Source organism: Janthinobacterium sp. SUN137, from assembly GCF_030587265.1.
GTDB lineage: Bacteria > Pseudomonadota > Gammaproteobacteria > Burkholderiales > Burkholderiaceae_D > Janthinobacterium > Janthinobacterium kumbetense.
Window position 1 is genome coordinate 732,997 of the sequence record NZ_JAPWHZ010000004.1, and the last position, 14,874, is coordinate 747,870.

General features: G+C 62.8%; 14 protein-coding genes. 4 read left to right on the top strand and 10 right to left on the bottom strand.

What is annotated here, in order from left to right:
- Positions 1-92: 92 nt before the first annotated feature.
- From O3298_RS23760 to O3298_RS23770, 3 genes are read left to right on the top strand one after another with little or no spacing between them, the layout of a single operon-like run.
- Complete coding sequence (locus O3298_RS23760) at positions 93-710, top strand: AIM24 family protein (RefSeq protein WP_216350350.1); 618 nt, start codon at positions 93-95, stop codon at positions 708-710.
- 17 nt (positions 711-727) lie between these two features.
- Positions 728-1,369 (top strand): AIM24 family protein, encoded by a 642-nt coding sequence (locus O3298_RS23765; RefSeq protein ID WP_034784288.1) that lies wholly within the window; start codon positions 728-730, stop codon positions 1,367-1,369.
- A 3-nt stretch (positions 1,370-1,372) separates the two neighbouring features.
- The gene (locus tag O3298_RS23770; protein ID WP_152252167.1) at positions 1,373-2,110 is read left to right on the top strand and encodes an AIM24 family protein; all 738 of its coding nucleotides are present in this window, start codon (positions 1,373-1,375) and stop codon (positions 2,108-2,110) included.
- 6 nt (positions 2,111-2,116) lie between these two features.
- Here the strand turns inward: O3298_RS23770 and O3298_RS23775 are convergent, their stop codons facing one another.
- On the bottom strand, positions 2,117-2,923 hold the full coding sequence (locus O3298_RS23775; RefSeq protein ID WP_305060681.1) for an enoyl-CoA hydratase: 807 nt from the start codon (positions 2,921-2,923) through the stop codon (positions 2,117-2,119).
- A 41-nt stretch (positions 2,924-2,964) separates the two neighbouring features.
- Positions 2,965-3,594 carry a head GIN domain-containing protein gene (locus O3298_RS23780; protein ID WP_251349266.1) on the bottom strand — a complete coding sequence of 210 codons (630 nt, stop codon included), beginning with the start codon at positions 3,592-3,594 and terminating at the stop codon, positions 2,965-2,967.
- Between the two features lie 174 nt (positions 3,595-3,768).
- On the opposite strand from O3298_RS23780, the gene O3298_RS23785 reads away from it, so the two are divergent.
- Positions 3,769-4,326 carry a flavin reductase family protein gene (locus tag O3298_RS23785; RefSeq protein WP_289905633.1) on the top strand — a complete coding sequence of 186 codons (558 nt, stop codon included), beginning with the start codon at positions 3,769-3,771 and terminating at the stop codon, positions 4,324-4,326.
- On the opposite strand, the gene gdhA is transcribed toward O3298_RS23785, so the two are convergent.
- The 8 genes from gdhA to O3298_RS23825 form a co-directional block, all read right to left on the bottom strand.
- The gene (gene gdhA / locus O3298_RS23790) at positions 4,323-5,666 is read right to left on the bottom strand and encodes an NADP-specific glutamate dehydrogenase (RefSeq protein ID WP_099665596.1); all 1,344 of its coding nucleotides are present in this window, start codon (positions 5,664-5,666) and stop codon (positions 4,323-4,325) included. The genes O3298_RS23785 and gdhA overlap by 4 nt on opposite strands.
- A 208-nt stretch (positions 5,667-5,874) precedes the next feature.
- Positions 5,875-6,864, bottom strand: a complete 990-nt coding sequence (locus tag O3298_RS23795) for a glycosyltransferase family A protein (RefSeq protein WP_305060682.1) — start codon at positions 6,862-6,864, stop codon at positions 5,875-5,877.
- On the bottom strand, positions 6,861-8,162 hold the full coding sequence (locus O3298_RS23800; RefSeq protein ID WP_305060683.1) for a Rieske 2Fe-2S domain-containing protein: 1,302 nt from the start codon (positions 8,160-8,162) through the stop codon (positions 6,861-6,863). The genes O3298_RS23795 and O3298_RS23800 overlap by 4 nt, the downstream gene beginning before the upstream one ends.
- 2 nt (positions 8,163-8,164) lie before the next feature.
- On the bottom strand, positions 8,165-9,205 hold the full coding sequence (locus tag O3298_RS23805) for a polysaccharide pyruvyl transferase family protein (protein ID WP_289899411.1): 1,041 nt from the start codon (positions 9,203-9,205) through the stop codon (positions 8,165-8,167).
- Between the two features lie 466 nt (positions 9,206-9,671).
- Positions 9,672-10,919 (bottom strand): DUF819 domain-containing protein, encoded by a 1,248-nt coding sequence (locus tag O3298_RS23810; RefSeq protein ID WP_305060684.1) that lies wholly within the window; start codon positions 10,917-10,919, stop codon positions 9,672-9,674.
- Positions 10,920-11,103: 184 nt separating this feature from the next.
- Complete coding sequence (gene yegQ / locus O3298_RS23815; RefSeq protein WP_289919269.1) at positions 11,104-12,465, bottom strand: tRNA 5-hydroxyuridine modification protein YegQ; 1,362 nt, start codon at positions 12,463-12,465, stop codon at positions 11,104-11,106.
- A gap of 97 nt (positions 12,466-12,562) precedes the next feature.
- Positions 12,563-13,951, bottom strand: coding sequence for an FAD-binding oxidoreductase (locus tag O3298_RS23820; protein ID WP_305060685.1), 1,389 nt, complete (start codon positions 13,949-13,951; stop codon positions 12,563-12,565).
- Positions 13,952-14,172: 221 nt separating this feature from the next.
- A complete protein-coding gene (locus tag O3298_RS23825) occupies positions 14,173-14,811 on the bottom strand; it encodes a TetR/AcrR family transcriptional regulator (protein WP_305060686.1) in 639 nt (212 codons plus the stop codon).
- Positions 14,812-14,874: the final 63 nt, after the last annotated feature.

Below are 14,874 nucleotides of genomic sequence, written 5' to 3' on the forward strand. Positions count from 1 at the left end.
TCGGGAGGAATAGCACTTGCATGGTGGTAACGCCAACGGTATCTTGTCGGATAGCCATGGCTTTGTGCCCTGGCATTCTTGGGGAGTCGCGCGTGACCAGTTTCCGCACCAATACCGACCGCCTGCTGGAAGTGCGCCTGCAGGATGAAAAAGTGCTGGCGATTGCCGGCGCCATGGTCGCCTATACGGGCAGCATCAAATTTGAAAAATCCCTGCTCGGCGGCGAGGGCCTGTTCGGCGCGCTCAAGCGCAAGGTGACGAACGAAGGCATGCAGGTGATGCAGGCCGCCGGCACGGGCACCGTGTTTTTCGCGCAGAATGCGGCCGAGATCACAGTCATTCCGTTGACGGGCGAAAAGCTGACCATCGAAAGCAGCAGCCTGCTGGCCTACGACACGAGCCTGAAGACGGGCACCAGCTTTGCCGGCTTGCGCGGCGCCAGTTCGGGCCAGGGCCTGTTTTCCACCACCGTCGAAGGCCACGGCAACCTGGCCGTCATTTCGCGCGGCAACCTGATCATGCTGGAAGTGACGCCGGCACACCCGCTGCGCGTGGACCCGGACGCTTTCGTCGGCTTCAAGGGCGACATCCGCCAGGAATTCGTCTTTGACGTCAACTGGCGCACCATGATCGGCCAGAGTTCGGGCGAATCGTACCAGCATAAATTCACAGGCCAGGGCGTGGTGTTCATCCAGCCCGCCGAACGTTAAGTCAGCGAGGACCCGCGATGCCTGTCTATCAGCAGATCAATGAAAAGATGCTCGAGGTTAAACTCGGCAATGAAGAAGTCTTCGCACGCAAGGGCGCCATGGTGTCCTACCAGGGCGACGTGGCGTTCAGCCGCTCCTTCCTGGCCGGCCAGGGCGTGCAAAGCCTGGCCATGCGCGCCGTCACGAACGAAGGCTATGCCCTGATGTCGGCGCGCGGCACGGGCAGCGTGTTTTACGCGCAGGGCGGCCTGTTCGTCACCATCGTCCCCGTGCGCGGCGAAACGTTCTATGTGGAAAGCGATTCCCTGCTGGCCTTCGATGCGCGCCTGACGGCCGGCACCATGTTCCTCGGCAACCAGGGCGGCGTGCAGGGCGTGGTGCGCGGCATGGCTTCGGGCCAGGGCTTGTTTACCACCACCTTGCAAGGCACGGGCGAAGTGGCGATCCTGTCCGACGGCAACGCCATCGGCTTGCCCGTCACGCCGGACGTGCCCGTGTTTGTCGACCCGCAAGCGTATATCGGCCACACGGGCCAGCTGAGCTCGACCATCGTCACGGACCTGAACTGGAAAACCTTTGTCGGCCAGGCATCGGGCGAATCGTACCAGGTGAAGTTTACGGGCCAGGGCACGGTCTACATCCAAGCGAGCGAAAGGTAAGCCATGACGATTTACAATCCCGATACCTTGCCGAAGAACGATAACCTGAACCGTTTTTCGTATGTCATCGACGTCAAGGAACAGATCTTCATTCGCAAGGGCAAGATGATCGCCTTCTATGGCGAGCTGCGCTTCGAAGCCATGGGCAGCAGCGTGCTCGACTTGATCGTGCGCAATGCCTTCAATGCACCGAAATACGTGCACCACTTTGTCGTGGCGCAAGGGCAAGGCCAGTTGATCCTGGGCGACAACGGCAACGACCTGGCGTGCTACGACCTGGACAACGCCAACATGACCATCCGCGCGAAAAACCTGCTGGGTTTTACGAAGGATGTGATTTGCCAGGAATCGACCTTGCCCGGTTATCTGACCATGATCGGCACGGGCAAGGTCATCGCCTCGTCGAACGGCCCCGTGCATTTCCTGGAACTGCCGTGCCGCGTGGATGAGCAGGCCGTGCTGGGTTGGGCCGATTGCCCCAGCCCCTCGTACCACTACGATTACGCCCACGTGCAGGGCTGGGCCTCGGCCGCCGGCGCGCTCACCGGTTTCAGTTTGTCGGGCGAGGAAAAGCAGATCGACTTCACGGGCGCCGGCACGGTGCTGGTGCAGTCGTCCGAGCTGGACGTGACGGGCAGTTCCGCCCTGATGCAGCTGTTGGCGCAATTGCCGCTGCTGGGCAAGGAAGACCTCGGTACCTTGAGTCTTTCCGTGCAGCAGCAGATGAAGGAACAGCGCTAAGCTGCTTTACGGTCGCGCCCAGCTTGGCGGCCGTTTTTCTAAAAAGGCAGTGACGCCTTCCTGCGCATCCTCTTCCATCATGTTGCGCGCCATCACGTCGCCCGCATACGCATACGCGTCGTCCAGCGGCAGCTGGCGCTGTTTGTAAAACATTTGCTTTCCGTAGCGGATGGCCGTCGGGCTTTTCGCCATGATCTGCTGCGCCAGGCGCGCCACGGCCTCGTCGAGCGCCGCGTCGGCCACCGTTTCGTTGATCAAACCCCAGTCGGCGGCCGTGTCGGCGTCGATGAAGCGGCCCGTCACCAGCATGTCGAAGGCCCGCTTGGGCGACACATTGCGCGACAGGGCGACGGATGGCGTGGCGCAGAACAGGCCCACGTTGATGCCGGAGACGGCAAAGCGCGCGGACGCGCCCGCCACGGCCAGGTCGCAGCTGGCGACCAGCTGGCAGCCGGCCGCCGTGGCGATGCCATGCACGCGGGCAATCACGGGCACGGGCAAGGCCTGGATGGCTTGCATCACGCGCGAGCATTGCGCGAACAGGGTTTGATAATACGCAAGCTGGCGCGTGGCTTGCATCTGGCGCAAGTCGTGGCCCGCGCAAAAAGCCTTGCCTTCGGCTGCCAGCACCACGCAGCGCACGTGCGGCTGCTGCGCGACGGCATCGAGCGCCTCTTGCAGCGCAGCCAGCATGGCTTCCGACAGGGCATTGAATTGCAGGGGACGGTTCAGGCGCAGGGTGACCAGGCCACCCTCGTCTTCGCGCAGCACCAGCGGCGCATCGTTATCCTGGGTTTCGGGTGTTGCGGTCATGCGGTCTCCCTGGCCTGGTGGCCTTGTTGTTTTAGGAAATCTTATTTGGCGGCATTGACGCTGCCGATGCCGGCGATCGACTTGTGCACGATCTTCGGCTTGCCGTAATACGTCAGTTCGCCCATGCCGCGCACCACGGCGTTCAGTTCGCCCGAGGAATACACCTTGACGGAGCCGATGCCTTCGAAATTCACATCGACGTTTTTCGCCAGCAAGGCTTTCGTATCGACTTCGCCCACGCCTTGCGCCTTCAGGCGCAGCCAGTCGACCTGGCCATCGGCGGCCAGGCGGCCCGCGCCCTTGTAGCTGATGTCGACTCTTGGACCATTGAGCTTGGTCAATATCTTTTCGCCCGCGCCTTCCGCGATCAGCTTGCGCAAGGTGGGCATGGTGATGATGATGCGCGGATCGCCCTCGGTCTTCTTGATGTCCTTGTCCTTCATGGAAATTTTCAGTTCGCCATCGACCACTTCCGTGATCACGCCGCTGAGGAATTTCTGGTCGCCGCGCAGCAGCAGGCTTTGCTCCTTGCCCGATTCGACTTCGATGCTGATGGGGCCGCGGATATCGATGGCGTTGAAGGCACCGACCGTGCGGGTTTGCTCGTCGGCATGCGCGAGGGTGGAGAGGCAGGCAAGGGACAGGACTGACAACAGGAACAGAGGGCGCATGACGGTTTCCTTGAGTAGTTGATCAGTGTATTCTATTGCGCAACATCTCCATTGGGGAGAAATTTGCGATGAATGGCACAAATCGCGGCGCGGCTGAGAGCAGCCAGCGGCCAGCCGCGCGCCCGGCAAGGCGCCGTTGGGCTATGCTGTGGCGTACCGCGTCCTGGAGACTGCATGAAAAATTACCACAAAGAAGATTACCCCGTCGCCGACATCCGGCGCTTCCTCGAACCGGGGCCGGTGGTGCTGGTCAGTTCAACGTGGCAGGGCGAAAGCGATGTCATGACCATGGCCTGGCACATGCTGATGGAATTCACGCCATCCTTGCTGGGCTGCTTCATTTCCGACGCGAACCACAGCTATGAAATGATCAAGCGCAGCATGGAATGCGTGATCAACCTGCCCACGGCCGACATGGTCGACCAGGTGGTCGCCATCGGCAATTGCAGCGGCGCAGACACGGACAAGTTCACGGCCTTCGGCCTGACGCCGCAGCCGGCCGAGCAGGTGGGCGCGCCCCTGATCGCCGAGTGCTATGCCAACTTCGAATGCAAGCTGGCCCAGGTGGCGGGCAACCCGAAGGGCGGCTTCTTCATTTTCGAGTGCGTGAAAGCCCACGTGGCCACGTCGCCCAAGCTGCCCGAAACCCTGCACTACCGCGGCAACGGCGAGTTCATGGTATCGGGCCGCACCATCAGCCGCAAGAGCCTGATGAAACCTGAAATGCTTTAAATGACACCCTGCGCCAGCATCGCATCGGCCACTTTCACAAAACCGGCGATATTGGCGCCATCCACATAGCTGACGGAACCGTCCGCGCGCGTGCCGTATTGCTTGCATGCGGCGTGGATGCCTTGCATGATCTGCAGCAAACGTGCATCGACTTCTTCGCGCGGCCACGATATGCGGGCCGCGTTCTGGCTCATTTCCAGGCCGGAAGTCGCCACGCCGCCCGCATTGCTGGCCTTGCCCGGCGCGTACAGCACGCCGGCCGCTTCGAAGGCCTTGGCTGCCTCGATGGTGGTAGGCATGTTGGCGCCCTCGGCCACGCACTGCACGCCATTAGCGATCAGGGTGCGCGCAGCGTCGATGTCCAGTTCGTTTTGCGTGGCGCAGGGCAGGGCGATGTCGACCGGCACATGCCATGGCGACACGCCCGCCTCGAAGCGCACGCCCGTGCGCGCGGCGTAATCGCTGACCCGGCCATACAGATGATTCTTGATTTCCATCAGGATGGCCAGCTTTTCCGGCGTGAAACCTTCCTCGTCGATGACGGTGCCGCTCGAATCGGAGACGGTGATGACTTTCGCGCCCATGGCCATGGCTTTTTCCACCGCGTATTGCGCCACGTTGCCCGAGCCGGACACGGACACGCGCATGCCTTCGAACGAGCGGCCCCGCGTTTTCAACATTTCTTCGGCGAAATACACGGTGCCGTAGCCTGTCGCTTCCGGACGCATCAGCGAGCCGCCGAAGCTGGCGCCCTTGCCCGTGAATACGCAGTCGGCGCGGTTGCTGAGTTTTTTCATCATGCCGGCCATATAGCCCACTTCACGCCCGCCCACGCCGATGTCGCCGGCCGGCACGTCCGTGTCCGAACCCACATGGCGGAACAGTTCGCTCACGAAGGCTTGGCAGAAACGCATCACTTCGCCCGGGCTCTTGCCCTTCGGATCGAAATCGGCGCCGCCCTTGCCGCCGCCCATCGGTAACGTGGTCAGTGCATTCTTGAACGTTTGCTCGAAGGCGAGGAATTTCAGTACGGACAGGGTCACGGACGGGTGGAAGCGGATGCCGCCCTTGTACGGCCCGATGGCCATGCTGTGCTGGATGCGGTAGCCGCGATTGACTTGCACTTGCCCATGATCATCGACCCACGACACGCGGAACATCACCACGCGTTCCGGCTCGATCAAGCGTTCCAGCAAGCCTTGTTCCGCGTATTTCGGGTGCTGTTCCAGGAATGGCCACAAGCTCTCCATGACTTCGGTGACGGCTTGCAGAAACTCGGGTTGACCTGGATTGCGTGCGGCGACATGCTGGACATACTCGTGAGCAGATGCGTATTTCATCAGAATTCCATGGAGGTAATCGGTTATTTGGGCAACTATCATCGCAGATTTTGCACGAAAATGGTGCGGAAATTTGGTTTTGAGGGGTTTCTGCTACATTGTGGGGCGCGCTTTCCCATCAAGCGGCGAGGCCAAACAGAGAGTGGTCTGGTGGAAAAAGTGACCGAAAAACAAAAAACGCCAGCGTGAGTGCTGGCGTTGCGGACCTTTACGTCAGGTGTCCGGATCGTTTCGGGCACAGCCCGGGCAAGGGCGTTTCCTTGCCGATGAGCAGCTGCATGGCGCGCTGCCGCAGCGTGTGGCGAATCCGGTGCGGAGCCCGGCATGCAACAGTATCCAGCAAGAAATAGGAAAGAGTGCGCAGGCCGGGCACCGGGCAAGGGGCGCTGGCGCGCCAGTAACGTGTTGCTGCCGGTATACCGGTATGGTTCAGCAGGGAACGCAGATTGTTCAGCTTGCGTGCTGAGCGGATCCTGTTGGCCAGTGCTGGCGCCAGCCGCGCAAGGTGCGGCGTGAGCATGGCGTCGATATGCAGGAAATGCTCGAGCTTGCGCGACATTGCTGTCATTTGCGGATGATGTTGCCGATAGTGCAGCAGGACGTTGCTACTGTAGTGTATGGACATGCCGGCACTCAGGCAGCGTATCCAGTAATCGTAAGCGGCGCCTTCCTTCAGCTGTTCGCTGAATGGCCCGATACGGGAGAGCAGTCGTTTGCTGAGCAGCACGCCGGATGGCTGGATGGGAGAACCCAGCAGGCAGGCGGGCCAGGCGGCAAATTGCCGTGGCGTTGCCCAGGCCACGGGATTGCCGCCATGACTGTTAAGCGTGGCAACTTGCGATGCATACACAATTGCATCTGGCGTGTCGGATGCTTCTGCCTGTGCCAGTTGTTCGGCCAGTTTTTCAGGCAGCCAGATGTCATCGTCGTCGATGAAGGCCACCCATGGACAACGGGCGGCGGCCACTCCCGTGTTCCTGGCGGCCGCCAGGCCGGTGCCCGCATTGTGCACGATGGTCACGTGCGGGTAGGCAGCGTGGACGCAAGCGGCAGTGCCGTCGCTGCTGGCATCGTCGATCAGCAAGATTTCCTGCGCGGGCCGGGACTGGGCCAGCAGCGATTGCAAGGTGTCGTCGAGAAACCCCCTGGACCAGCCGTTTCTGGTGCAAATGATGACGCTGACGGGGGCGACGCTCATGGCGCCACGGCTTCTGGCGGCGCAACACGGATGCGGATGGCTGCGCCGTCTTGCCGGATGTCATACGGTTGCAGTGTCAATGACGGGCAGGACGATTTTCCTGTTTGCAAGTCGAACGAGATTGCACAGGCCGGGCAATACACTTTGTCGCTATCGCAGCCGCCATCGGCCAGGTCCACGCCGTAATGCGGGCAGGCCGCATCGTAGGCGCGGGTGCCGTCGCTGGTGCGCACCAGCATGATGCGATACGGCGCGGCATCGACGATGATGCGCTGCGTGTCGGGCCCGGCAGCAGGAAGCTGGCCATGTATGACGCCGCTCGCCTGGTCGAGCTGGCCGGCAACGACGGGAACGGCTGCCGGCGTCTGCACGGGGGCGGCGGCGACGGGCGCGCCGAAATTGTCTTCGCGTCGCAGGTGCAGCACTTCATCGTGGCCCTGTTCGATATCGGCGGCCCGGCGCCAGAATTCGCGCGAGTAAAAACAGGCGGGATCGAAGGTCGGGCGGGAAGCATTGAGGCGCATGGAGATGGCCACGCGCGTCGCGTCCGTCGTATTGAGGTGCGTGCCGTGCAGCACTTCTGGATCGAAGACCAGCATCTCGCCTGCCGCCAGCGGCAGATAAGTCGGCACCGGCAGGCGGTAGCCCGCTTGCAGGTACAGCGTGCGGCGCTCGCAGGGCAGCGAGGCGTTGGCCAGTTCCGGATACAGCACCATGCCCGCTTCCGCCGGCACTTCGCCAATGGCCCACCAGATATTGCGTCCGTCCCGCGAATGGCCGGCCCAGCTATCGATGTGCGGACCATGTGCCCAGGCGGCGGGCGGGTGGCCCCGGTGATAGTCTTTCGGCGCGTACACGGGGTCGATGACCTTACGGGCCTGAAACTGCTCGCGCACGGTCGCGCTGAGGCGGCCAATACCGGGATTTTCGCTCGCCGGATTGGTCTTGCGCGCCACTTCGTAAGGGAAGTTGATGCGCAGGATCAAATAGTCATCCACATAGAAATCGCCATCCCAGCCCAGGACCTGGCGGCCGACGGCCGTCGCCATGGCCAGCAAGGGCTGGCGCAAGCGTTCCAGTACCTGGTTGCGCAAGGACGTCACATCGTCGGTGTCGATCACTTCGTGCAGCCGCTCGATGCCATGCTGGCGCAGCACCTGGGCTGCCGCAGCGCCCTTCATTTGTTCGACCGTGGAAATAATTTCGCTGAGCACACGCTCGGTCATCGTTGCCCACGGGGCGAGTTCACGGACGTGGCACTTGAGCCACACGCCCTGTGTCGAGGGTGGAGCGCTCATCTTCATTGCTCCGATGCCAGGGTGCGCAAGGTTTGCAAGCCGCGCACCGTGATCTGGCGCAACTCTTGTATCAGCGGCAGGGCGTCCTGGCGCGCGCGGCGATACTGCGCGACCGAGCGCGCGCGGTCCATGATGGCGCTCACGCAGTCGCCACTTTGCATCAGATCAACATCCCACGACGCCATGCCGATGGTCGACAGCATCGATCGGCCCCGTTCGTCATACGACAGGTTGATGCTGTGCGAGCCCATGGCCAGGCAGGGCAGGAAACCATGCAGGCGGTAGCTGACGTGCAGCTTGCAGGTGCGCAGCGCTTCGATGTAGCGGCTGACTTCGTCAAAGTACAGGGGGGCCGCTTCCGGGAAGCCGGCGGCAAATTCGAGATCGATGTAGTCGTGGCAAGCCAGGTAGACGGGTTGCGCATATTCGGCACGCAGGGCGGCAATCAGGCGGCGCAAGTCTTCGGCGATGCGCCACTGCAAGGTGGCCGGAACGCTCATGCGCATGGGGTGACGGATGGAAATGATCACGCCGCCCTTGGCGGCATCGCCCTCGGCATTCGGCGGCAGGTACAGCGTGGGGCAGCCACCGACCGTCACCTTGGCGCCAAGGTCGGCGAGGATTTCCTGCGAACCCGTGTCGCGCACCATGGCCACCTTGGCATGCTCGACCAGGTGCCGTATCGCAGTCGGGCTGAGCGCATCGGTGCGGTCTTCCATTTGCCCGTCGCGCCCCGTGATGCGGCCGTGGGATAGCCCCATCAGCATCATCGGCCGGCGCAAGGCATTGACGGCCTGGGCATCATAGGACAGCTGGCCGTTTTCAAACAGATTCCCGCCGCCCACGATGACGGCGTCGGCGAGGCGATTCATATCGTAAATCTGGCGTGGCACCAGGCCGCCAAATTGCGGTCCCTTCAAGGCAGGAATGCTGACGACATTGGTGGCCGCTCCGAACACCTCATAGAGGAGCTCTGCCGTAGCGTAGCCGATGAGATCGTTGCCGATATTGCGAGTGGTGGGGCGCACCATGAAAATATTCACTGCTTGTTCCTTGTTAGGTTTTATTTGCTTAGCAAAAAATGTTGCCGGCTGCTTTTGAACGCACGGTGTCAATTCCTGTCCTGAGGGGCTCTGGCAGCGTCCGCGTCAGGCAGCGGACGCCGTTGCCACGCTTGGAGATGGCGCAAGAATCAGCGATTTCATGGCGCCGCAAGAGCGTGGCGTTCGAGAACGTACTTTCAATGAGGGCGAACAGGCCGGGCGCGTTTCGAACTTTGTTGCGTGCAATTGACTGTTTTTCAATCAGAAAAAATTACTTTATAGAAAATATGTTGCTTCAAAATACTATCTTACTTCCTGTCATTTGTGACACGATGTTGTCTTTTATTTATGTTTGTGTCGCTCCATAGCAACTGTCGCTAGCTTCCTGCAGGCAGTGCCTATACTGCGCAGCAATGACAACGCCAGCCCGAAGGCTGGCGTTGTCGTTACCGTGCTGCCAGGAGTGTCACCCCGCCATGCTGCGCAAGATCAAGCCCGTGATGTAGGCGCCGTAGGTGCCCAGCGCGTAGCCGAGCACGGCCAGCAGCACGCCGACGGGCGCCAGGGCCGGGTGGAAGGCGCTGGCGATGACGGGGGCCGACGCGGCGCCGCCGATGTTCGCCTGCGAGCCCACGGCCATGAAGAACAGGGGGGCGCGGATCAGCTTGGCGACGAGCAGCATCAGGCCGCCATGCACGGCGATCCAGATCAGGCCCAGCAGGAACAAGAACGGCTTGTCGAGCAGGGCGCCGAGGTCCATGTGCATGCCGATGGTGGCCACCAGCACGTACAGCATGGCCGAGCCGATGGTCGATGCCCCCGCGCCTTCCAGGCTGCGCGCCCGGGTAAAGCTGAGCAACAAGCCGAAGGTGGTGGCCAGCACGACGATCCAGAAGAAGTTCGACGTCAGGCTGTAATCCTGCAGGCGCCATGCGGCGGGCAAGGTATTGATCCAGCTGATGATGGGGCCGGCCAGGAAGTGCGACAGTCCTGTCACGCCCAGGCCCACGCCGAGGATGATCATGATGTCCGTCAGGGTGGCCACGCGCGCGTGCTGGGCGCGGTAACTTTCGATGCTGTCCTTGAGCGCATTGATGGCCGTCAAATCGGCACCCGTCCAGCGGTCGAAGGCGCCCGCGCGGCCTGCCAGGAACAGCAGCACGGCCGTCCAGACGTTGGCCACCAGCACGTCGACGGCGACGAACTGGCCGAACAGGGTGGCGTCCACTTCGAACACTTCCTTCATGGCCGCCTGGTTGGCGCCGCCGCCTATCCACGAGCCGGCGACAGTCGTCATGCCGCGCCACGTGTCGCCCGCCACCGTTTCCGGATGGATCAGGCGCAAGGCTTCGAACGAGACGAGGGCGCCCAGCATCACGCCGAGTGTGCCGGTGAGAAACATGATGATGGCCTTGGGGCCGAGGCGGATGATGCCGCCGAAATCGATGGCCACGCACAGCAGCACGAGCGCGCTGGGCAGCAGGTAATCGCGCGCCACGGCGTACAGGCCGGACGTGTTGCCGTCGATGATGCCGAAGGTGTTGAGCAACGCCGGGATCAGGTAGCACATCAGCAGGGACGGGATATACGTATAGAACTTTTTCCAGAAGCCGTTCGTGCGGGAGGCGGTCCAGAAGACGGCCCCCAGGGTCATGGCGAGCAGGCCGAGGACGACGGCGTCATTGGCGATCAGGGCAGAGGTGGCAGGTGGCATCGGGGATTCCGGTGAACGTGTCAGGGACGCACGGGATGCCGATAAGGCCCCCGGGCGCAGGGTGGCCGTATCGTATAGCAATGTTGAAGCCTAAACAAATTATTTAGGCCGTGTCAGCGGGAATTTTTCTTGTCAAATCAAACACTTACATACTGGTTTACCACCCCGTGCTCCAGACTGGCGGTTACAAATAGCGCGCCAGCAAGGCCTTGTCGAGGGACCCGTCGAGTTCAATGCGCACGAAGTGGCCGCTGCCCGGCGCCACCTGGATCTCGCTGCCATCGTCGGCCAGCATGCGGGTAATCGTGAAGTCGCGGTTGCCGCCCGGATGCACGGCTTCGATGCGGTCGCCCACGGCAAAGCGGTTTTTCACGTCCACCCTGGCCCAGCCGTCCGTCACGCCCAGCACGTCGCCCACGTACTGGCTGCGGTCCGCCTCGGATGCGCCGCGCATGTAGTTCTGGTGCGCCTGCGTGTGGTGGCGCTGGTAGAAGCCGTCCGTGTAGCCGCGGTTGGCCAAGCCTTGCAGCTGGCCCAGCAAGCCGATGTCGAAAGGCCGGCCCGCGACGGCGTCATCGATGGCCTGGCGGTAGACTTGCGCCGTGCGCGCCGCGTAGTACAGCGACTTGGTGCGGCCCTCGACCTTCAGCGAATCGACGCCGATTTTCACCAGGCGCTCGATGTGTTCCACGGCGCGCAAGTCCTTCGAGTTCATGATGTAGGTGCCGTGCTCGTCTTCGAGGATCGGCATCAGCTGGCCCGGACGCTGGGCTTCTTCAATCAGATAGGGCTGGTCGGCCAGCGGGTGGCGCGGCTGCTGGTGCAGGGCGGAAAACGCATTGTTGTCGGCCTCGGCCAGCGCCTGGTGGAATTCCAGCGGCACCACTTGCATGCCGCCCAGGTCGCCGCTGGCGTCTTCGGTGGCATTTTTCACCTTGTAATCCCAGCGGCAGGAATTCGTGCACGTGCCCTGGTTCGGGTCGCGGTGATTGAAGTAGCCGGACAGCAGGCAGCGGCCCGAATAGGCGATGCACAGGGCGCCGTGGACGAATACTTCCAGTTCCATTTCCGGGCAGCGCTGGCGGATTTCCTCGATCTCGTCGAGCGACAGTTCGCGCGACAGGATCACGCGCGTCAAGCCCATGCGGTGCCAGAATTTGACGTCGGCCCAGTTGACGGCGTTCGCCTGCACGGACAGGTGCACGGGAATCTCCGGCCACTTGTCGCGCACCATCATGATCAGGCCCGGATCGGCCATGATCAGGGCGTCCGGGCGCATGGCAATCACCGGCTCCATGTCGCGCAAATACGTTTTCAGCTTGGCGTTGTGGGCGAAGATATTGCTGGCGACAAAGAATTGCTTGCCGCGCGCATGCGCGCCATCAATTCCCTCCTGCAAGGCTTGCAAGGTCGAAAAATCGTTATTGCGCACGCGCAAACTGTAGCGGGGCTGGCCTGCGTAGACGGCGTCGGCGCCATAGTCGAAGGCGGCATGCATCTTGGCCAGGGAACCGGCAGGCAGGAGAAGTTCGGGAGCGTGGCGCATGGAGGAGGGGCAAAGCCGGCGATTGTAAGCGGGCGGCGGGCGCATTGCATTGCCCTGAATCAAGGGATTGCAAGGCGCCGCGCCGTGGCAGGCTAGCCTAGGCGGCCGGACAGATGTTCTGGTTGGCGCGGAACAGGTTGGCGGGATCATATTGCTTCTTGATGCGCGCCAGGCGCGGATAGTTCACGCCATACGCGTCGGCCGTGCGCCCGCTTTCATCCTCGGTCAGGAAATTGACGTACACGCTGCCCGTCGCATACGGTGCCGCGTCGTTGAAGAAGTCGCGTGCCCAGGCGATGCAGCGCGCGTCATCGGCCGGCTCGTCCCAGCGCGTGTGCACGTTCATCACGTACAGGGCGTCGCGGTGCGGATAGGCCGTATCCTGCGGCGCCGGCCGGCTCGCCTGCGCGCCCAGCAGGCCGAGGAAGATTTCGCATTGTGGCGTCGGCAGCTTGCCGGCATGGCGGATGACGGTATCGATGGCCGCGTCGCTGAGCTGCGTGAAGTTGTGCGATTTCCAGTAATTGCGCGCGCCCGGCGTGAGCAGGGCATCGAAGGCCTGTTGCCAGGCCGTGTACGGCATGCTGCCCAGGTGCATGCCCAGCGGCTGGCCGAAGCTGCCGATGCGCTCGATCGCTTCCTGCATGGCGGCAGATTGCACGGGTGAAAAAACGGGCAGGACCAGCACGTCCTGGCCGTGCACTTCCGGCGGCAGGAAGGGCAGCGGCGGCGCCTTGCGCAAGACGGCCCAGACGGTCAATTCATCGGGCATGCCGTTGACGAAATCGCGGTATTTCGTCAGCACCGCCTTGGCTTGCGCATAGGGAAACACGATGAGACCGGCCGTCACTTGCGGCCCCACCGGATGCAGCTGGAATTCGAAGCGCGTGACCACGCCGAAGTTGCCGCCGCCGCCGCGCAAGGCCCAGAACAGGTCGGGATGCTCCGTCGCGCTCGCATGCAGGAATTGTCCGTCGGCCGTGACGACGTCGGCCGCCAGCAGGTTGTCGGCTGCCAGGCCCAGCGTGCGGCTGAGCCAGCCAAAGCCGCCGCCCAGGGCCAGTCCTGCCACGCCCGTGGTGGAATTGATGCCCAGCGGCGTGGCCAGGCCGAACGCCTGCGCCTCGTGGTCGAAGTCGTGCAAGGTGGCCCCGCCTTCGACGTGGGCGCGGCGTTGTTGCGGATCGATATGCACCGAGCGCATGCCGGACAGGTCGATCACCAGGCCATCGTTGCACAGGGCGCTGCCGGCGATATTGTGGCCGCCGCCCCGCACGGCCAGGGGCAGGCCGTGGTCGCGCGCATACGCCAGCGCCGCGCGCACGTCGGCCGTGCCCGCGCAGCGCGCGATGAGGGCCGGATGCCGGTCGATCATCGCATTCCAGACGGCGCGCGCGCTGTCGTAGCCGGCGTCGTTCGTTTGTAACAGTTGCCCTCTCAATGAGGCTTGCAACTCATTGAGCTGGCCGTTCGTCAAGGTATTCATCGTGTACCTCCCAGCGGCTGCATGCGGTTATGGGTATGGTGACGGGAAGCAGGAGGACTGTCCCCGCGTGCCGGCCTGCATGCATCGTTTGCCAGCGCGTGGTTTCATGATAGGAAGGCGCCAGACGGTACGCAAGCCCAGGTGCCGGCAAATGAAACAGGGAAGTGCGAAGGCTTGCGCTGCGACAGACGCTGGGCTGCCTGAACGACGGGGTTGCCGCTTCAGGCGTAGGGCGTGCCCGCCATGGCGGCGTTCAAGCCCGTGTGTCCCCGGTCCACCAGGGACAGGAAGCCGGCCTTGGCCAGTTGCGCGTCGCCATGTTGCGCGAAGGCACGGTGCGCTTCGATGAGGGCGGTGCTCCAGGTGGCCAGCAGCAGGCTGGCCGCCAGGTGGGCGAGGGGATCGCTTGCATCGCGCCCCGTGGCGTCGCTCAGCGCTTGCGCCACCACGTGCGCCAGCTCGTCGCGGATCGCCCGCGCCCGCGCCTTCAAGGTAGCGCTGGCCTCGACGGTGGCAATGAAGCCCTGGCCGGCGGCAGAAAACGTGAGATAGGGACAGTCCTCGGCCGCCAGGCGGTGCGCCAGCAGGCGCAGGGTTTCGACGGGAGCGATGGCGGGATCGCGCTGGCGCAGGGCGTCGCGCAGCAGTTCGCGTCCCTCTTCCTCGCGGTCGAAGAACATGTCTTCCTTGCGGGGAAAATGGTTGAACACCGTCATGCGTCCCACGCTGGCGGCGGCCGCGATTTCGTCCACCGTCACTTGCTCGAAGCCGTGCACGAAGAACAATCGCGTGGCGGCATTCGAGATGGCTTGCCGGGTGGCAAGGCGTTTGCGGGAGCGGAGGTCGGCAGGAATCGTCATGTTGCCCCGATCATACACGAAGTGTACTGAGTACAGATAACGCTTGATGATGCGGCAAGATGG